Genomic DNA, 19182 nt, shown 5'->3' on the forward strand with positions numbered 1-19182 from the left:
TTGACGACAGGGGTCGGGTACGGCGTACACGCGCGTCGAGGGCGGCTCGGCCGAAATCGATCGGCGTCGGTCGGGGGAAGTGGACGGCGGCGTTATGCTCGGCGCGCTTTGCCCGGTTTACGTGTGACCGACCCGCTCCCGGCCGCTGAAGGAACCTCATGACCTCCGCCTCCTCCGGTTCGCTCTCCGTCGCCCCCGCCACGCTGCCGGACTGGGACCTCGTGCGGGCCTGGGCGGCCGAGGAGGGGTGGAATCCCGGCCTCGCGGACGCGCGGGCGTTCTTCGCGCAGGACCCCGGTGGCTTCTTCCTGGGGCGGGTGGACGGGGAGCCGGTCTCCGCCATCTCGGTGGTGAACTACGACGAGACGTACGCGTTCCTCGGCTTCTATCTCGTACGGCCCGAGTTCCGGGGGCTCGGCCACGGCCTGGCGACATGGCGGGCGGCGCTGGCGCACGCGGGCGAGCGGTCGGTGGGACTCGACGGGGTGCCGGCGCAGCAGGACAACTACCGTCGTTCCGGTTTCGCGCCGGCGTACCGGACGGCGCGGTACGTAGGGGCGGTTGCGGACCCGGGGACGCCGGTGACCGGTGTGGTGGCGGCCTCTCGGGTGGACCCGGCCGCGCTGGCCGCCTACGACGGCGCGTGCCATCACGCCGGGCGGCCGCGCTTCCTGTCGGCCTGGCTGGCGACGCCCGGCCACCACGCCCTCGTACGGGTCGTCGACGGGCGACTCACGGGATACGGCGTGGTGCGTCCGGCCGAGGACGAGGCGCGCGTGGGGCCGCTGTTCGCGGACACCCCGGCCGACGCCGCCGCTCTTCTCGACGCCCTCGCCGCCGCCGCCCGCGACTTCGGCTCCGAGCGGATCGCGGTGGACATGCCCGAGGCGAACCCGGCGGCCGCCCGCATCGCCCTGGAGCGCGGTCTCGAGCCGACCTTCGAGACGGCCCGGATGTACACGGGTCCGGTCCGTCCGGTGGCGCCGGAGAGGGTCTTCGGCGTCACCACCCTCGAACTGGGGTGACGACCGGGGTGCGGCGCCCGTCCGCGCGCCCCCATGTCGTCCCGGTCCGACATCGATTGCCCCTGTAGCAAGCACGATGTCCCCTATGGAGGGACAACACACGATTCCGCGCCATGGTGCACCTGCCCCGTGGCTGTGGGGACTTCCGGCTCCGCGTGAGGGCTCCGGGCAGCCGCGTACGGCTCTCGACGTGCGCCTCGACGGGGCAAGTCGCCTTCCGGCGGCCTCGAAACGGTCCTTCTCGCCCGGGCGGATGCGCGTCGCGCGCGGCTCGTGGCGCCCCCGCTCCGCGCCCCCTCACCGCACCCCCGCAGCCCGGTGAGGGGTGACAAGGGTTTTCCCCGTATCGGGTTAACCCCCCCGTTCCCTACTGTCCTCCGCACCGGCAGATATCATCCCCCCAGCGCACCCTGACAGGTGCATGCGGAGGGTGATGTCCGCCGGTGACGGCCTTGACCCGGGCCGTCGCGCCGGTGGCGGCGCACGGGCCCCCCAAGCCCAGGGAACCTCGGACGCGACCCCACTTCGCCCCGTGTGTCCCGCGCCGCCGCCACTGCTCCGCAGTCACGTCGTACTCGAAAGGGCCACACCTTGAACGGTTCCAGGCGGAGAGTCATATCCGTGGTCGCGAGCGCCGCGATCCTCGGCGCCGCTGCCACGACCGGGGCGATCGCCGCCGCCCCGGGCGCTGCCACCCCGAAGCCGGCTCCGGCTTCGCAGACGATGCGCGCGCTGCCCAGCGCCCCCGTCGAGAAGGTCATCGTCACCTACAAGAGCCAGGCCGCCGAGGCCGGTTCGAACACCGCCGCGAAGAGCGACACGGCCGAGAAGGCCGCGAAGACGGGCGAGAAGCTCTCCTTCGAGCGTCGCCTCTCCGGCGGTGGCGCCCTGGTCGACCTGGGCGACAGCGCCACCAAGCAGGACGTGGCGGAGGTCATGGACGCCTTCCGCGCCGACCCCTCCGTCGCCTCGGTCGAGCCCGACATCCGCGCCTACGCGATGGCGGTCACCCCGAACGACACCGACTACGCCAAGCAGTGGGACCTCTTCGAGGCCACCGGCGGCATGAACGTCCCCGCGGCCTGGGACAAGACGACCGGCACCGGCGTCACCGTCGCCGTGATCGACACCGGCTACGCCGCCCACTCGGACGTGGCGGGCAACATCGTCTCCGGCTACGACTTCATCTCGACCTCCGCCGACGCCCGCGACGGCAACGGCCGCGACGCGGACCCGAAGGACGAGGGCGACTGGAACGCCACCGACGGCGAGTGCGGCACCGGCTCCAAGGCGTCGAACTCCTCCTGGCACGGCACCCACGTGGCCGGCACCATCGGCGCCGTCACCAACAACACCAAGGGCATCGCGGGCATCGCGTACAACGCGAAGATCCAGCCCGTGCGCGTGCTCGGCAAGTGCGGCGGCTCGTCCTCGGACATCGCCGACGCCATCACCTGGGCCTCCGGCGGCACCGTCGCGGGCGTCCCGGCCAACGCGAACCCGGCGAAGGTCATCAACCTGAGCCTGGGCGGCGCCAGCGCCACCTGCCCGAGCGTCTACCAGACCGCGATCAACGGCGCCGTCTCGCGCGGCACCACCGTCGTCGTCGCCGCGGGCAACAGCAACGCGAACGCCTCCGGCTTCACTCCCGCGAACTGCTCGAACGTCATCACCGTGGCGTCGACCAGCCGTGAGGGCAACCGGTCGTACTACTCGAACTTCGGCACCATCGTGGACGTGGCCGCGCCCGGCGGCGAGACCCGCCGCGCCACCGACACGCCCGGCACCGTCACCACCCCCGAGAACGGCATCTACTCCACGCTGAACTCGGGCACGACGACCCAGTCGGCCGAGAACTACAAGCCCTACCAGGGCACCTCGATGGCCGCGCCGCACATCGCCGGCCTGGCCGCGCTCCTGAAGTCGGCGAAGAGCACCCTGACGCCGGCCGAGATCGAGTCCGCGATCAAGACCAACGCCCGCCCGCTGCCCGGCACCTGCTCCGGCGGCTGCGGCACCGGCATCGCCGACACCGCGAAGTCCGTGGACGCCGTCCTCGGCACGACCCCGCCGTCCGGCAACGTCTTCACCAACGCGACGCGCGTGACGATCTCCGACAACACCACCGTGTCGTCCTCGATCGCCGTGACCGGCCGCACCGGCAACGCCCCCGCCGCCCTCAAGGTCGGCGTGGACATCAAGCACACCTGGCGCGGGGACCTGGTCGTCGACCTGGTCGCCCCCGACGGCACGGTGCGCAACCTGAAGGCGTCCTCCTCCTCGGACAGCGCCGACAACGTCCTCGCGACGTACACGGTCGACGCGTCGAGCGAGGTCGCCAACGGCACCTGGAAGCTCCAGGTCCGCGATGTGGCCACGGGTGACACCGGCTACATCGACTCGTGGAGCCTCACCTTCTGATCCCTCGGTGACACCCCACTGAACCACCCCCCACATCAGCATTCTTGCTGGTCAGCGACGCGTCCGTGGTCTACACCACGGGCGCGTCCTGGCATGTGACGGGCAGGGCCGCACCGAGCCCGCTGTCCGTATGTCGGACAAGGGGCCTGGACTCCTCCGGTGGGCTCCGTATTCTCTGCGCACGGGGCTCATGGGCCGGGACCCGAGGGCCGGAGGTGGTGGACAGTGACGACAGCACCGCACCGCGCTGCCCCGGTGGGGCGCGAGGAACTCCTCGCCCGGGTGGAACGGGCCCTGCACGCACGCGGTCGCGCCCTCCTCACCGGACCCGCCGGCGTCGGCAAGACCGAGGTCGCCCTCGCCGAGGCGGCCCGCGCCGAGGCACGCGGCGAGACCGTGCTCTGGCTGGCGCCCCTCCCCTCCGACCGCGACATCCCGGGCGCCGCGGCCGCCGCGCTCGTCGCCTCGGTGGCGGCCACCGTGAGCGTCGGAGTGCCGTCGCCCGGAGCGCCCGTGTCGGGCATCCTCGCCTCCGGGGTCTTCGACGAGCTCCCCGGCCCCCAGCGCACCGCCGTCGCCATGCTGTGCCGCGAGGCGCCGATCGACGCGGGCGGCTGGGACCCGATCGCGCTGCGGCTCGGCATCGCCCGCATCCTGCGCGCCCTGACCTGCAACGGCCCCGTCCTGCTCGTCGTCGACGGGGTGCAGCACGTCGACGCGGACAGCGCGGACCTGCTGCGCTTCGCCCTCCATCTGGCGCCGCCCGCGCTGCGCGTGGTGTCGGTGGAGACGCCGGAGCCGTACGGGGAGGTCCACGAGCCCTACCGCGAGCCGCACCGCCCGGAGGACCCGCACGCCACGCACCTGTGGGTGCCGTCCGAGGCCGACGTCCTGCTCGTGCCGCCGCTGGCCGCCGACGAGATAGCCGAACTCCTCATCCACCACCGGCTGCCCTCGCGGATGGCCGGGCGCATCCACCGGGCGAGCGGCGGCAACCCGCGGCTGGCGCTCGCCGTGGGACGCTCCCTCGCCGACGCGCGGACGCCGGTGCACCACGCGGAGGCCCTGACGCTCTCCGGCCGCGCCCGCGACCTCGCCCGCCAGCTCCTCGGCGCCGCGCCGGCGGCGGTTCGCGAGACGCTGCTGCTCGCCGCGCTGGCGCTGCGCCCGTCGGCGACCCTGGTGCGGCGGGCCGGGCGGCCCAACGCGGAGGCCGACCTCGCGGCGGCCGAACGGGCCGGTCTCGTGTCGCTTGCCGAGGACGGCTCGGTGACGTTCACCGCGGGGCTGCTGCCCTCGACACTGGTGCACGACGCCTGCTGGGCGGAGCGGAGCGCCGGGCACGCGGCGCTGGCCGAGGTGGTGGACGACCCCGTGGAGGCGGTGCGCCACCGCGCGCTGGCCACCGACTGCCCGGACGAGGAGCTCGCCGCCGAGGTCGCGGAGGCGGCGGATCTGGCGCGGCGGCGCGGGAACAGCGCCCTCGCGGCCGAACTCGCCCTGCTCGCCGCCGAGTCGACGCCCGGACGGCACGGCGGCAAGCGGATCGCCCGGCTGGTCGACGCCGCCGAGGAGGCGGCCCGCGCGGGGCGCGCCGACCTGGCCATGCGGGCCGCCACGGACCTGCTCGCCCGGGACGCGGTCCCCTCCGACCGGGTCAGGGCGCGGCTCGCCGTGCTCGACACCGCCGGCCAGGGGCTGACCGGGCTCGACGAGATGTACGTCCACGCCATGGAGGACTCCGAGGGGGACACCGCGCTGCGGGCCGCCGTGCAGCTGCGGCTCGCCGTCAAGTACGTGCTCGCGGACGGCGATCCGCTGCGGTCCCGGACGGCGGCGGTCGAGTCGGCGGCGCTCGCCGCCTCGATGGGCGACCCCCGCCTGGCGGCGCAGGCGCTGACCGTGCAGGCGCGGATGGAGCGTGCCCTCGGTACGCCGGACGCGGAGGCCGTGCTCGCCCAGGCGCGCTCCCTGGAACTGGCCGAGCGCCCGCTGGGGATCCGCAACGCCGCGCAGATCCTGACGATCCGCCACGCCCTCTTCGACGACCGGCTGGTGGAGGCGCGTGACGAACTGGGCGCCCTGCTGCCGCTGGTGCAGCGCCGCGGATCGGTCGAGGACGCCATCGAGCTCTTCCGCACGCTGGCCGAGATCGAGTCGCGGATCGGGCCGTGCGCCGCCGCACTGTCGCACGCGGGCCAGTCGCTCGCCCTGACCCTGGAGGCCGGGCTCTCCCCCGGCCCCGCCTGGTACGCGCTCGCCCTCGCGGAGACGGCGGGCGGCAGCTTCGCCCGGGCCGCCAGCTACGCGCGCCGCAGCGTGCAGGCGTCGGAGGAGGAGGGCGACCGCGTCTTCCTCTCCCGCAGCCGGTACGCGCTCGGCCGGGTCCAGCTCATCAACGGGGACGTGGCCGCCGCCCTGGAGACGCTGCGGCGGGTGGAGGCCGACGAGCGCGCCCAGTCGACCGTCGACCCGTCGATGCTGCGGTGGCACGAGGAGCTGGCCGAGGCGCTGCTGGCCCACGACGCCGCGGACGAGGCCCTGGCCCTCCTCGCGGAGGTTCGGCCGGTGGCGGAGCGTCTGGGGCGTTCCACGGTGCTGCTGGGCTGCGACCGGGCGCACGCCCTGTGCCTGGCGGCGGAGGGGCGCACCGACGAGGCCGCCGAGCTGCTGACCCGTACCGCCGACCGGTTCGGACGGGCCGGACTGCCGCTGGAGAGCGGTCGGGCGCTGATCGCGCTGGCCCGGGTCGAGCGCCGTCGACGGCGCCGGTCGGCGGCGCAGAGCGCGCTGCAGGCGGCGGCGTCGGTCTTCGAGCGGGCCGGGGCGGCCCCGTGGCTGGCGCTGGCGGGCGAGACGCCGGCGGGCGAGGGTCCGGGGGCCGGCGCGGGCGTCGAGGAGGTGCTGCCGGCGCTCTCCTCGCTCACGGAGGGCGAGTTGCGGCTCGCGCGGCTGGTCTGCCAGGGCGCCAGCAACCAGGAGGCGGCGGCGAAGCTGTACCTGAGCGTGAAGACGGTCGAGGCGCGGCTCACCCGGATCTACCAGAAGCTCGACGTCCGCTCCCGCGCGCAGCTGGCGACGGCGCTGCGGCCGTGACGCACCGGGCCTCGTCCCGCGGCCCGGGCAGGCGGGCGGGGGCGGGCCGGGGAGGGGCGGGGCGGGGTCGGCGGCCGGTCAGATGGTGAAGGGCCGCTGGTCGAGGAAGGTCTCGTCGGGCGAGCCGGTCAGGTGGAGGTTGGGGCGCTGGGTCGGGGGCAGCCGGTGCTGGACCTCGCGGTGGAGGTCGCGGTAGCCGCCCTGGAAGGCGCCGTCGTCCCACGTCCGGAGGAGGGCCTCGGTGAAGGCTCCGTTGACGTCGCCGTCGGAGGCGACCTGGTCGTCCTGGCAGGCCGACACGAGGAGGGCGTCGGGGCCCTTCCGGTCGGCGGGGGCGGACGCGGCGAGCGAGCGGCGGAGTTCGGCGAGGAACTCCCGGTCGCGGTCGTAGAGCTGCCGTTGTGTCGGTTCGGGCATGTAGCGGCCCCTTCCGTCGTCCGCGCCGGGCGCCTCGATGCTGCTGCCGCTGTGGCAGCAGTCGAAGAGGGCGACGATGCGCACGTCGTCGGCGAAGGCGAGGAACGCCTGGTGGACCTCGTCGTCGAGGAACTGGCGGTCGTAGAGGACGAGGGTCTCGTCGAGTGCGTCCGGTTCGTCGTCGGCGTCCGAGGCGTCGGGCAGCTGTCCGCCGTGCCCCGAGTAGGTGAGGAACAGGATGTCGCCGGGGAGGAGCCGGGCGGCCGCGTCCCGGAGCGCGGAGGTGACGTGCGCGACCGTACCGTCGGGGGTGAGCAGGGTGGTGGTCTCGAATCCGGCGGTGCGGGCGAGCCTCGCCATGTCGCGGGCGTCGTTCTCGCAGGCGACGAGGGTGCCGTCCCAGCCTTCGTAGCGGGCGGGGTCGACCCGGTTGAGTCCGACGTGCAGGGAGAGTCCGGTGGCCATGGGGTGCCTCCTGGAGGGGAGCGGAGGGGATGCCGGGGGCGTCTGATCGAGTGGCCTGTGGTCCGGCGCCGAGCACGACCCTCTCCACGCGGTACGTACATCCTATGAATCCTTCGGTCCCTTCGCCCCCTCCCGCCGCCGGACCCGGCGGGCGGCCCCGCACCGACGCGCTCGCCGGCCGCACCGGCTACGACGCGTACTTCCTCGGCCCCGAGGTCCCGCTGCCGGTGCCGGCGCGCGAGGCGGTCGCGACGGTGCTGCTGCCGTACGAGCACTTCACCGTGGTCTTCCGGCCCGACCGGCGGCTCGCGGCGTCGACGGCCGTGTGCATCGAGGGGCGGGAGCTCCTGGAGGACGTCCCCCGCGGCGACGACTGGCAGTTCGACCCCCGGCTGCCCGAGGAGCAGCAGGCCGGCGACGACGTCTACCGGAACAACAGCCTCGACCGCGGTCACCTGGTCCGCCGGCTCGACCCGGTCTGGGGCACGCCGGCCGTCGCGGTCCGGGCCAACGCCGACACGTTCCACTTCACCAACGCCGCTCCGCAGGCGGACGTCTTCAACCAGGGGAAGCAGCTCTGGCAGGGGCTGGAGAACTACCTGCTCGACCACGCCGCGGCCTACGACCGGAGACTGACGGTCCTCACCGGCCCGGTCCTCCACGACTCCGACCCGCCGTACCGGGGCCTCCAGGTGCCGATGCGGTTCTGGAAGGTGGCCGCGTTCCTCCAGGACGGGGCGCTCGCCGCCGCCGCGTACGTCCTGGACCAGAGCCCCGACCTCAGCCGGGACGCCGAGCGGGCCCTCGCGGGGGCGACGCCCGGCGCGCCGCCGCCGCTGGGCCCGTTCCGCACGTACCAGGTGCCGGTCTCGGACGTCGCGGAGCTCACCGAGCTGGAGTTCGGGCCGCTGCCGGACGTGGACGTGATGCCGGTGGCGCGCGGCCCCGAGGAGCGCTGGCGGCGCCTGGAGTCGTACGACGACATCGTGCTGCACCCCTGACCGGCGGGGCCGTCCGGAGGGCGTCCGCGCCCGGCCGGGGCCGCGATTGCGGCGCCCGTGGCCCGGTGGAACGATGGAGGTACCTCCGGCGTCGGAGCGTCCGGCGCTGCGCGAAGAGCGCCGGGCAGGTGCGGTATGCCGCTCACCGAGACGGAGTGGGGGCTCGTCGCCAGCTGGGTGCGGGACCATCTCCTCGACACCGCTGAGCCACGGGAACGGCTGCTGCGCGCGGGCCTCCCGGCCGACTTCGTCGAGGACCTGCCGCTCACCCCGGACGCCGAACGCAACGCCCTGCTGCTCGTCGCGGCCGCCCGGCGGGACATCGCCCACCAGCGTCGTCTGCTCGCCGTCCTCGCGGGCCTCGACGCGCTGGCGTCCATCGACCACCCGCACGCCTTCGAGCAGGGCTCGGAGGCCCGCAGCCTCCTCACCCGGCTGCGGGAGGACGAACGGCTGCAGCGCTCGCCGCGGGACCCCTTCGACAGCCGGCTCCTCAGGCACGGCACCTCGGTCTTCCTCGACCGGCGCGAACTCCGCTCGAAACTCAGGGGGTTCCTCGCCGACCCGGAGCAGACGGTGCTCGTCGTCGACGGCCCGCCGGACAGCGGCCGGTCGTACACGTACGAGCTGATCCGCCATCTCGGGCAGCACTGCGGCTTCCGGCCGGTGCGCGTGACGCTGTCCCGCACCTCCACGGCCGCGCGCCTCCTGGAGCGGCTCTCGGCCTTCGTGTCGGGCCCCGGGGCCGACGGCGTCCTGTCGGACCCGACGCGGCTGAACGATCCGCTGCCCTGCTTCGAGGACGCCGCGCACCGGATCGTCGCCCGCGCCACGGCCGCCGAGGACCGCTTCTGGCTGGTCCTCGACGACTGCGACCGGCTCGATCCGCAGTCGGACGTGTGGGACTGCATCGGCGTCCTCGCCCGGGCGGTGTACGAGCACACCCCGGTGCGGGCCGAGACCGTGCCCCGGCTCGTGCTGCTCGGCTACGCGACGACGATGCGCCAGCTGCCCTACGAGGTGCGGAAGAACGAGTGCCGCGACACCACCCGCCTGGTGGACGCGGACGACCTCCGCGAGTTCTTCGGCGAGTTCTTCGCCGACACCCTCCCGCCCGGCCGGGAGGGGACCGTCGGCGAACTGACGGAGACGGCCGTGGCGGAGGTGCTGAGGGCCGTCGAGGCGCCCTCGGACGGCGACAGCTACATGCGGCGGGTGTGCACGGCCGTGGAGGACGTCGTACGGCTCCGCCGGGCCCTGCCGCCGTCTCCCGCCCAGGCCCCCGGGGAGGCGGGTCCGCTCCTGCGGGACGCCCTGCGCACCGGACTCGCCGCACCCGCCACCGCCCTGCCGGACCTGCGCCGCTCGTACCGCGAGGCCGCCTGCCTGCTCCAGGAGTTCGACCCCGCGCTGCTGCGTCTGCCGGGCGAGGAGCGGGCCACCGGGCGCGCCGTCCTGGAGCTCGTCGACGACTGCGCCGGCCTGCCGTGCCCGGGCGGCGAGGTCGCCACCGTGTGGACGCTGAAGCCCGAGATCCGCGACGCGACGCTCGCGGGCCTGGCGGGCCCGGGCGCGGCCGTGCGCGCCCTGCGCGCCAACATCGGCCTGCGGCCCGAGGGGCCCGGCCCCGAGCGCGCCGCGCTCGCCCTGCTCACCGCCCCCGGGGCGGCGCCCCAACCACTCGGGCCGGGCGTCTTCCCCGTCGCCGGACTCCCGCTGACGGGCGCGTCCCCCGACACCGGGCTCCCGGGCCCGTCCCCCGGTGGCGGCCTCCGTCCGCACGAGGTCGCCGACGGCTCCGCTCCCCCGTCCCGGGACCCGGTGGAGGAGCTGTCCGACACCCTCCAGGCCGTCCTCTGGCTGAGCCGGGTGCCGGGCACGACAGGGCTGCCAGCCGTCGACGACGTCCAGCAGCGGCTGGAGAAGGCCCGGCTGCTCCAGCCGATGCACCGGCTGATCCGGGGGACCTTCCACGGCCGCACGGCCGAACTCGACGCGCTGCACGCCTATCTCGCCCTCCCCGAGGAACCCGCCGAGCCGCCCGTCCTGCTCCACGGCGTGGGCGGCATCGGCAAGAGCACGCTGCTGGCCAGGTTCCTCGTGGAGGCGCTGTCCGCCTCCCCCGACGGATTCCCCTTCGCCTTCATCGACTTCGCGCGGCCGACGCTCTCCATCCACGAACCCGCCACCGTCATCGCGGAGGTGGCGCGCCAGCTCGGCGTCCTCCACCCGGCCTTCCGCGCCGACTTCGACGCGCTGGCCGACGAGTGCGAGCGGACCGCGGCCGTCCAGCGGGGCGAGCGCGACGAACTCGACGAGCTGTACCAGCTGGCCGGCGCCCGGGCCACCATGGGCCGCGACCACTCCGCCGACTTCCACGCCCGCGCCAGCGCCCGGGAGCAGGAACTCGCCCACCGGGCCGCCTCGCTGGTCGCCGAGGCGGTCCGGCCCGCGCCCGGCGGGACGGCGCCGCCCCTGCTCGTCGTCGTCGACTCCTTCGAGGAGGCCCAGTACCGCGGCTCCCCCGTCATCGGCCGGATGTGGGCGATCTGGACCGCGCTGCGGGCCGCCTACTCACGGCTGCGGTTCATCGTCTCCGGGCGCGCCCCCATCGACCACCCCGCCCGCGTCCTCACCCCCCGCACGATGGAGCTCACCGAGCTGGACCACCGGGCGTCGGTGGACCTCCTGATGTCCTCGGGGGTGGACGACGAGCCGCTCGCCGAGGACCTCGCCGACCGGATCGGCGGCCACCCGCTGAGCCTGCGCCTGGCGGCCCGTACGGCGGTGGCACTGGGCACGGACTCGGCGTCGCTCGGCGAGCTGCTGAGCGGACTGCCCTCCCGGCGACGCTACTTCGACCGCCAGGTCGACCAGATGCTCATCCAGGGCACGCTGTACGACCGGCTCCTGAAGCACATCGCCGAGGACGACGTCCGGGCCCTGGTGCAGGCGGGGCTGGCGCTCCGGTTCATCACCCCCGACCTGGTCAGGGAGGTCCTGGCCGAGCCGGCGGGGCTGCGCGTGGACTCGCCGGGCGAGGCGCGGCGGCTCTACGGGCTGCTGACCTCGCGGGTGGACCTGATGGAGCCGGCCGGGCCGGGGACCATCCGTCACCGGGCCGACCTGCGGGCGATCATGCTGCGGCTCTCGGACCGGGCGCGGACCGATCTGATGCGCGCCGTGGACCGGCGGGCCGTCGCGTACTACGCGGCCCGCGAGGGTGCCCGGGAGCGTGCCGAGGAGATCTACCACCGGTTGCGCCTGGGCGAGAACCCCCGGACCGTGGAAGCCCGTTGGGAGCCGGGCGTGGCGGCGTACCTGGGCGGCACGACGCACCGGGAGATGGCGCACCGGTCGGCCGCGTTCCTCCTCGGCCTGATCGGCGGCCACGTGCCGGACGCGATCATGGCCGAGGCCGACCAGGAGGACTGGGAGCGGATCGCCGCGCGCGAGGTGGAGGACCTGCTCACCCAGGGGTACGTGGACGCGGCGGCGCAGCGGCTCGCGGAGCGGCGGCCGTGGACGCCGTGCAGCAGGCTGCACGCGCTGCTCGCCGAGACCCTCGCCCGGTCCGGCCGCACGGCGGAGGCGCGCGAGGGCGCCGAACGGGCCGTGGACCGCGCGGAGGAGGCGGGCTGCGCGGAGACCCAGCTCGAACTGCTCCAGCTGTCGGCCCGGCTCGCGCAGGACTCCGGGGAGTTCGCCGCGGCGGACCGCGACCTCCAGGAGGCGGAGGAACTGGCGGCGGGCCTCGGACTGCGGTACGAGTCCCTGGGCGTGCTGGTCGCCCGGTCCCGGCTCGCGGCCCTGGCGGACGTCGACTCCTCCCCGGCGGAGGAGCGGCTCGCCCGGACCCTGCGCGGGATGCCGGACGCGGACCTGGCCCGGCAGCCGTCCCTGGCCCGGACGGCGGCGGCCACCGCCTGCCGCGCCGACCCGCGGCTCCTGGAGCACACCCTGCGGCTCGTGGGGCTCCCGGCGGACGAGGACGCCGTCGTCACCGAGCTCGCGCGCTGGATCGACACCACCCTGACCGACGAGCCGGGCCTGACCGGGCCGCTGACCCGCATCCTGGAAACGGCGGCGGGCACGGCCGGCACGGAGGGTCCGGGCTCCCCGGCTGCGGCGCCGGACCGCCCGGACCTCGCCCGGATCGAACGGGACCTGCGGGAGGCGCGGCGGCGCGGCACCCTGGACGGCGTCGCCCGCCAGGCGCTGACACTCCGTGACGACAGCGGGGACCTGCTGCTCGGGGTCGCCTCGGCGATGGACGCGGGCCCGCACGGCCAGGCGCAGGACGGCCGCGCGCCGGCCGCCGCGGAGCCGGCCGTGCGGGGCGGGGCACGGACCCGGCACGGCGGCGCCGGCCTGTGGACGCGGCCGCCGCCGAACGCCGCCGGGGCGGCGCTGCGCAAGGTCCCGTTCCTCCCGCAGGCGGAGCTGGTCCGGGTCCGCAACGCGGCCATGGAGGCGGGGCTCGCGGACCGCGCGCTGCGCCCCGCGCTGCTCAAGGGCATCCCCCGGTACTTCACGGCCACCCTGGAGCCGTTCGACGACCCGCGGGAGCAGGCCCACGCCGACCTGAACGCGATGAACCAGGTCGAGCGGCTGCTGGACGGCCTGGTCCCGCTGGAGATCTGGCTGCACAACGCGATCGAGCACGTCCACGACCAGGGTCCGCGCGCCGTCCTCCAGAGCGCCCTCGACGCGGTGGCGCGCGAGATCACCGGTGAGGCGGAGCTCCCGGCGGAGCTGATGCCCGGCGAGATGAAGGAGGAGATCGTCCTCCAGGACGACACCGTGCCGTACGAGTTCCTGCACGGCGGCATCCGGGCCGGCGCGTCCGTCGCGCTGCTGCGGATCCCTCCCTACGAGTCGGGGGCGCCGCTCCTTCCGTCGTATCCGCACGGCGGCACCGGCTGGATGCTCGCGCCGGGGCTGCTGATCACCAACCACCACGTGGTGATGGCCCGTTCGTGGGAGGCGGGGGTGCGCCCCTACGTCAGCGACGAGGACCTGCGCCTCCAGGCGCTCATGTCGCGCTCCCGCTTCGACTTCGTCGAGAACGCGGCGGCCTCACCGGAGGCGACGGCCGGGGAGCTGGCCGCCTGGGACGCGGCGCTCGACTACGCGATCGTGCGGCTCGCCCCCGAGCAGGAGCCCCGGCCGACACTGAGGATCGCCACCCGGCCGCTGCTGGTCGGCGAACGGCAGCGGGTGCCGGTCAACATCATCCAGCACCCCGGCGGTCTGCCGAAGCGGGTCGCGCTGCGCAACAACCTCGTCTACCGGGCCGACGAGCACGACATCCTCTACTTCACCGACACCCGCGGCGGCTCCTCGGGTTCCCCGGTCTGCCTCGACGACTGGACGGTGGTCGGCCTGCACCGCGGCACGAAGAAGGTCGACGAGGTGGAGTTCCAGGGCGGGCGGACCCGCTTCGTGAACGTCGGAACGCAGATGAGCAGCATCCTGGACCATCTCCGGTCATTCCGGCCGGAGTTGTACGAGGAGGTCATGGCGGCCCAGTCGGGCCGGCCGGCCCCCGGGGCCCGGACGAACGGGAAGCCGAGGTGAGGGAGCATGCCGAACGCACCACGGAGCGTGTCACCGGTCGCGACCGCGGCCGAGCGGGTCTTCGACGACCTGCGGCAGGTCGCGGAGCGGGTGCGCGCGGACCTGGAGGCCGAGATCGCCGAGTCCGCGCCGGAGCTCCCGCCGGACGTGGCACCGGCGGTGGAGATCTCCCGCTTCGCCCGCGAGGAGCGGGCCCGTGTCCTGGAGGCGGGTGTCAGCGGTCTGGAGAAGCTGGCGGCGCACCGCGAGGACGAGCTCGACGGGGACGAGTCGTTCGGCGTGGAGGCGATCGTGCTCCTTCAGGGCCGCCCCGCGATCCTCGTCCAACGCCAGGACTTCGCCCCGCAGCGGGACGAGTGGTCGGTGCTCGACGGGCAGCGGCCGGCGATCCGCGAGTCCCTGCTGCGGGTCGGGCGCGTCGAGGTCTCCGGGCACCCCCGGCTCGACTGGGTCGGAACGGCGTTCCTCGTGGGTCCGCGCACGGTGATGACGAACCGTCATGTGGCCGCCGAGTTCGCCCGGTTCGAGTCCGACCGCGGCCGCTGGAGTTTCGAGTACGGCATGTCGGCGCGCGTCGACCCGGCCGAGGAGCTGCCCGTCGACGGCGTGCCGCTCCCGGCCTCGACGCCGTACGAGATCGTGGAGGTCGTCGGTGTCCACCCCGACGTCGACATGGCGCTGCTCCGGATCGAGCCGTCCGCCGACGGCCCGCTGCCCACCCCCCTGGCGGTCGCCGCGGACGCCCCGGCGAGCGTGCCGGGGCGTCCGGTGTACGTGGTGGGCTACCCGGCCTGGGACGGCCGGCGCAACGAGCCGGAGTCGATGCGCCGGATCTTCATGGACGTCTACAACGTGAAGCGCCTGCAGCCGGGCGCCGCGACCGAGTTCGTCCCCGGCGGGCTCGTCATGAAGCACGACTGCTCCACCCTGGGCGGCAACAGCGGCTCCCCCGTCTTCGACCTCGCCGACCACCGGGTGCTCGGCCTCCACTTCGGCGGCCGCTACCGCACGGGCAACGTCGCGGTCCCCTTGTGGGAGCTGATCGACGACCCGCTGCTCGCCCGGGCGGAGGTGAACTGGGTCTAGGTCAGGTCAGGTCCGGTCGACGCCGGCGCCGCCGGCCAGGACGTCGGCGAACGGACCGCGGCCGGAGGAGCCGTCCGGCCGGCGCCACTCGGACGTGAGGCGGCCCGCGCCCGGGGCTGTGTCCGGGCCGCCGCGCAGCACGCGGTGGAGGCGCAGGGTCGGTCCGTCGGCCGTGCCAGGGGCGCCGACGAGGACGTCGGTGTGGTCGGGGCCCTCGGTGACGCGCACCGGCCGGGCGTCGGCGAGGTCGACTCCGGGGGCCAGGGTGACGGCGACCGTGGCGTCGGGCGTGTCGGTGAGGGACTGGTCCTGGGCGACGGCGCGGCCGGTCAGGACCGCGGCCAACTGGCCGACGAGGACGGGGTCGTGGGCACCGTCGTAGATCCAGCGGGTGCCGAGGACACCGTGTTCGGAGGTACCGATGAGGGCGTGCTCGGCGCCGTCCAGGGGGGCGCCGCGGTAGGTCAGGGGGACGAGGTAGACGGCCGCGTCGTCGTCGGTTCCGTCGGCCACCGCCATGAACTCGATGCCGACCTCGCCCTCGGGGTCGTCGATCCGGAAGCCGCCCGCCTTGGCCGGCCGCGGCCCGTCGTCCGCGGCGGTGTACCAGGACCGGGTGGGGAGCCACGCGGCCAGCAGCTCCAGCTTGGTGGGCTGCATCGTCGTGTGGTGGATGACGGCCATCGTGGGCTTCTTCCTCTCGGACGGGGCCGGACGGGGCGGGCCCCGGGGAGCGCAACGTAACAGACCGGCCCCGCGGGCGGCGCGGCGTCCTCCCCGGTCGCGAGGGGCGGGCGGGGAGGAGCGGGCGCCGCCCGGCGGGAGCCTCCCTCGCGCTTCCGGGGCCCGTTCCGCGCCCGCCCCGGCCGTCGATCCGCTGCTACTGTCGAAATGACCCACTTCGATGCCATTCGGCCCGGCACATCAGCCGTGCCGCCGCAGAACGGGAGCAGCAATGACCGGTGGACCCGAACCCCTCAGCGCCTCGGCCCGAGAAGCGCTCCAGCGGCAGCTCGGCGATCTGCGCACCGAACGGGACGCCGTGGCGGCCACCCTGGGCGGGTCCGACGACGAGGTGGGCGACGAGGCCGACCAGGCGGACGAGTTGCAGCGCGCCACGGAGCTCGACCGGCTCGACGCCCGCATCTCCGAGATCGACGGGCGGCTGCGGGAGGGGGCCGTGGCGGGGCCTCCCCGTACGGATGCCGTGGGCGTCGGCAGCTCCGTGACGGTGCGGTTCGCGGACGGCACGGAGTCGGCCCTGCACATCGGCGAGCTCCCCGACTCCCGGGACCCGGCGCTGGTCACGGTGGACAGCCCGCTCGGCCGCTCGCTGCTCGGGCACCGCGCCGGCGACACGGTGACGTACGAGACGCCCGGCGGGCGCACGACCGCGGTCGTGGTCTCCCTCGGCTGACGGCCTTGCCCGGGGCGGCGGTCCCGGGCGGCGCGCCGGACCGCCGCCCGGTCCGCTCAGCCCGTGACGATGCCCGTCACCAGGTTGATGGTGGTGGCGAGGATGCTGGCGCCGAAGACGTACGAGAGCAGGCAGTGCCGGAGGGCGACCGCGCGGATCCTCGTGGCGGAGACGTTCGTGTCGGAGACCTGGTAGGTCATGCCGAGGTTGTAGCTGAAGTACAGGAAGTCGCTGTAGCGCGGCGGCTCCCGGGAGTTGAAGTCGATGCCGCCGCCCGGTGTCGGGACGTAGTAGAGGTAGGCGTACCGGGTGGCGTACATCAGGTGGAGCGCCGCCCAGGCCATGAAGACCCCGCAGAGGGCCGTGGCCGCCGCCGCGTGGCTCAGGTCCGACCGGCCGGTCAGCAGCATGACGACGATGCCGACGAGGCCGCAGACGGCGGTCCCGACGACGGCGAGCTCCTCGACGAGCGGCCGGAACTCCTCGCGCCGGACGTTGCGGTGGGTGGTGGCGGCGTCCATGGGCCACAGGGCGAGCCACCCGGTGACGACGAAGAGGGTCTCCGCCGCGGCGATCCCCGCGAGGACGCCGAGCGGGGTGTGGGTCGCGGCGGCGACGGCGGCGCCCACCGCCGCTCCGGCCAGCGACGATCCGGTCAGCCGGGCGACGGCGCCGGCGAAGGGGCGGGGCACCGCTCATGCCTCCAGGACGACCACGGCCTCGTCGGTGTACGTCAGGAAGGTCAGCGTCTCCTGGATGTACAGGTGGACCCGGCTCTCGTCGTGCCCCGTGTAGCCGATCGCCACGTCCTGGCCCAGGCGCAGTTCGAAGTCGCCGCCGCGGGTGGACAGGACGAAGCCGCCGCTGAGGGCGGGCGCCCAGATCGGGGAGCCGTCGAGCATCCGCGCGAGGTGCGCCGCGACGGGGTAGCCGTGGTCGGAGGTCTCGCTGACCGCCCGGTACTGGTCGGCCCCGAGGAGCAGGGCGTAGGGCCCGTCGACGCCGGCGAGGCGCAGGGCGGTGAGGGCGCGGCTGACCGCGTCCGGGTAGTCGCGGGGCTCCTCGGGCAGCCGCACCACCGGGTTGGAGCTCCGGGCGCGCAGCCCGTCGACGCCGGCCGCGCCGTATCCGTCGAAGACGGCCCGGTCCTCGGCGAAGGCCAGGGTGCGGGCGGCGTCCTTGACGGGCTGCCAGTCGGAGTCCCTGGAGCCGCGTTCGACGTCGTCCACGGCGGCCCGGTCGACGCTGAACGGCACCCTCAGCTCGACGAGGGGCTTCACCTCGCGCAGCCGCGCGGTGACCCCGTGGGCGGGCGGGGCCATGTCGGCGAGGTGCCCGGTGCCGACGGCGGCGAGTTCCGGGCCCGCCGCGTCGGGGACGTCGACGACACGGCGCCCGGCGACGTGGCGCCGGAAGGTGCGGCGGGCCTCCTCCTCGATCTCGGCCCAGGCCGCGGGCGTGATCGGGGCGAGTTCGCGGTGCAGGTTGTTCGTGACGTCGGGCGTCGTCATGGGGCTCAGGCTCCTTTCAGTCCGCCGATGCCCAGGGTGTCCCCGGGGACCACGGCGGCGGCCGGCGGCGCGGCGGGCAGGTCGTCGAGGAAGTCGGCACTCGGCACGAAGAAGAGGCCGCCGGTCACGGCCCGGGAGAAGTCGAGGATGCGGTCGGTGTTGCCCGGCGGATCGCCGAGGAACATGTTGCGCAGCATGCGTTCGGTGACGGCGGGCGTCCGCGCGTAGCCGATGAAGTACGTGCCGAACTCGCCGCCGCCGATCCGCCCGAAGGGCATGTTGTCGCGCACGATCTGCTGCTGGACGCCGTCGTCGTCGACGACGGTGTTGAGGGCGACGTGCGAGTTCGCGGGCTTGACGTCGTCGGCCATCTCCACGTTGGACGCCTTGTCGCGTCCGATGACGGCCGCCTGCTCCTCGACGGTCAGGGCGTCCCAGGCGGCCATGTCGTGCAGGTACTTCTGCACGACGACGTAGCTGCCGCCCTGGAAGCCGGGCTCCTCGTCGCCGATGTGGACCGCGTCGAGGGCGGTCCGGCCCGTCGGGTTCTCGCTGCCGTCGACGAACCCCAGCAGGTCCCGCTGGTCGAAGAAGGTGAAGCCGTGGACCTCGTCGACGACGGTCACGGCGGCGCCGAGGGCGTCCACGATCTGCCGGGCGAGCTCGAAGCAGAGGTCCATGCGGCGGGCGCGCAGGTGGAGGAGGAGGTCGCCGGGTGTGGCGGGCGCCCGGTGGCGGGGTCCGGTCAGCGGGACGAAGGGGTGCAGGTCGCGCGGGCGCGGGCCGCCGACGAGCCGGTCCCATCCCTCGGAGCCGATGCCGGCGATGCAGGTGAGATCGTCGTGGGGTGCCCGGAAGGCCACGGACCGGGTCAACCCCGACAGGTCCTGGAGCACGTCCCGCACGGCCGTCTCACCGCCGGGGTTGACGGTGACCACGAGGAAGACGGCCGCTCTCGACGGCGGTGCCACGACGGGCTGCGGTACGACCACGACGCTCCTGTCGAACAGGACCGGGAACAGACCGGGAAACGGGAGGAAAGGGACAGCGTCAGCGTAGGGGCGGGTGATCCACCGCGCAGCCCGGCGGCCCCCCGGGGCATGGCCGGGTGGCTCAGGCGGCCCCGGGGCGGGGCTGGGTGGCAGGGGGGAGGGAGCGGACAT

At 74.8% G+C, this 19182-nt stretch carries 12 protein-coding genes; 7 read left to right on the plus strand and 5 right to left on the minus strand.

Features of this window, described 5'->3' with window-relative positions; genetic code table 11:
* Positions 1-158 precede the first annotated feature (158 nt).
* The 3 genes from AB0424_RS18745 (at position 159) to AB0424_RS18755 (ending at position 6542) form a co-directional block, all read left to right on the plus strand.
* On the plus strand, positions 159-1025 hold the full coding sequence (locus tag AB0424_RS18745; RefSeq protein ID WP_366306709.1) for a GNAT family N-acetyltransferase: 867 nt from the start codon (positions 159-161) through the stop codon (positions 1023-1025).
* A gap of 723 nt (positions 1026-1748) precedes the next feature.
* Positions 1749-3446 carry a S8 family serine peptidase gene (locus tag AB0424_RS18750; protein ID WP_366306774.1) on the plus strand — a complete coding sequence of 566 codons (1698 nt, stop codon included), beginning with the start codon at positions 1749-1751 and terminating at the stop codon, positions 3444-3446.
* A gap of 225 nt (positions 3447-3671) precedes the next feature.
* Positions 3672-6542, plus strand: coding sequence for an AAA family ATPase (locus AB0424_RS18755; protein ID WP_366306710.1), 2871 nt, complete (start codon positions 3672-3674; stop codon positions 6540-6542).
* A 78-nt stretch (positions 6543-6620) separates the two neighbouring features.
* On the opposite strand, the gene AB0424_RS18760 is transcribed toward AB0424_RS18755, so the two are convergent.
* Positions 6621-7424, minus strand: a complete 804-nt coding sequence (locus tag AB0424_RS18760) for a caspase family protein (protein ID WP_366306712.1) — start codon at positions 7422-7424, stop codon at positions 6621-6623.
* Positions 7425-7528: 104 nt separating this feature from the next.
* Between AB0424_RS18760 and AB0424_RS18765 the strand changes: the two genes are divergently transcribed.
* From AB0424_RS18765 to AB0424_RS18775, 3 genes are all read left to right on the plus strand, one after another.
* Complete coding sequence (locus AB0424_RS18765) at positions 7529-8425, plus strand: DNA/RNA non-specific endonuclease (RefSeq protein WP_366306714.1); 897 nt, start codon at positions 7529-7531, stop codon at positions 8423-8425.
* Between the two features lie 135 nt (positions 8426-8560).
* A complete protein-coding gene (locus tag AB0424_RS18770; protein ID WP_366306715.1) occupies positions 8561-14005 on the plus strand; it encodes a trypsin-like peptidase domain-containing protein in 5445 nt (1814 codons plus the stop codon).
* A 6-nt stretch (positions 14006-14011) separates the two neighbouring features.
* On the plus strand, positions 14012-15091 hold the full coding sequence (locus AB0424_RS18775; protein ID WP_366306717.1) for a serine protease: 1080 nt from the start codon (positions 14012-14014) through the stop codon (positions 15089-15091).
* Between the two features lie 6 nt (positions 15092-15097).
* Here the strand turns inward: AB0424_RS18775 and AB0424_RS18780 are convergent, their stop codons facing one another.
* The gene (locus AB0424_RS18780) at positions 15098-15775 is read right to left on the minus strand and encodes a 1,4-alpha-glucan branching protein (RefSeq protein ID WP_366306720.1); all 678 of its coding nucleotides are present in this window, start codon (positions 15773-15775) and stop codon (positions 15098-15100) included.
* Positions 15776-16046: 271 nt separating this feature from the next.
* On the opposite strand from AB0424_RS18780, the gene AB0424_RS18785 reads away from it, so the two are divergent.
* On the plus strand, positions 16047-16508 hold the full coding sequence (locus tag AB0424_RS18785; RefSeq protein ID WP_366306721.1) for a GreA/GreB family elongation factor: 462 nt from the start codon (positions 16047-16049) through the stop codon (positions 16506-16508).
* Between the two features lie 56 nt (positions 16509-16564).
* Here AB0424_RS18785 and AB0424_RS18790 read toward each other — a convergent pair whose 3' ends face one another.
* Genes AB0424_RS18790 through AB0424_RS18800 form a run of 3 tightly spaced genes read right to left on the minus strand, consistent with a single transcriptional unit; the run spans position 16565 to position 19011 of the window.
* Positions 16565-17200: a DUF1345 domain-containing protein gene (locus AB0424_RS18790; RefSeq protein ID WP_366306723.1), complete on the minus strand. Its 636-nt coding sequence runs from the start codon at positions 17198-17200 to the stop codon at positions 16565-16567.
* Between the two features lie 3 nt (positions 17201-17203).
* On the minus strand, positions 17204-18019 hold the full coding sequence (locus tag AB0424_RS18795) for a family 1 encapsulin nanocompartment shell protein (protein WP_366306725.1): 816 nt from the start codon (positions 18017-18019) through the stop codon (positions 17204-17206).
* A 5-nt stretch (positions 18020-18024) separates the two neighbouring features.
* Positions 18025-19011 (minus strand): Dyp-type peroxidase, encoded by a 987-nt coding sequence (locus AB0424_RS18800; RefSeq protein WP_366306727.1) that lies wholly within the window; start codon positions 19009-19011, stop codon positions 18025-18027.
* Positions 19012-19182 lie beyond the last annotated feature (171 nt).

Origin of the sequence: Streptomyces sp. NPDC051180 (genome assembly GCF_040689545.1) — a bacterium.
Taxonomy (GTDB): domain Bacteria; phylum Actinomycetota; class Actinomycetes; order Streptomycetales; family Streptomycetaceae; genus Streptomyces.

Coding starts and splice junctions, on each gene's coding strand:
- AB0424_RS18795 (WP_366306725.1), bottom strand. CDS start 18,019: ATGACGACGCCCGACGTCACGAACAACCTGCACCGCGAACTCGCCCCG.
- AB0424_RS18785 (WP_366306721.1), top strand. CDS start 16,047: ATGACCGGTGGACCCGAACCCCTCAGCGCCTCGGCCCGAGAAGCGCTC.
- AB0424_RS18775 (WP_366306717.1), top strand. CDS start 14,012: ATGCCGAACGCACCACGGAGCGTGTCACCGGTCGCGACCGCGGCCGAG.
- AB0424_RS18780 (WP_366306720.1), bottom strand. CDS start 15,775: ATGGCCGTCATCCACCACACGACGATGCAGCCCACCAAGCTGGAGCTG.
- AB0424_RS18750 (WP_366306774.1), top strand. CDS start 1,749: ATGCGCGCGCTGCCCAGCGCCCCCGTCGAGAAGGTCATCGTCACCTAC.
- AB0424_RS18770 (WP_366306715.1), top strand. CDS start 8,561: ATGCCGCTCACCGAGACGGAGTGGGGGCTCGTCGCCAGCTGGGTGCGG.
- AB0424_RS18765 (WP_366306714.1), top strand. CDS start 7,529: ATGAATCCTTCGGTCCCTTCGCCCCCTCCCGCCGCCGGACCCGGCGGG.
- AB0424_RS18745 (WP_366306709.1), top strand. CDS start 159: ATGACCTCCGCCTCCTCCGGTTCGCTCTCCGTCGCCCCCGCCACGCTG.
- AB0424_RS18760 (WP_366306712.1), bottom strand. CDS start 7,424: ATGGCCACCGGACTCTCCCTGCACGTCGGACTCAACCGGGTCGACCCC.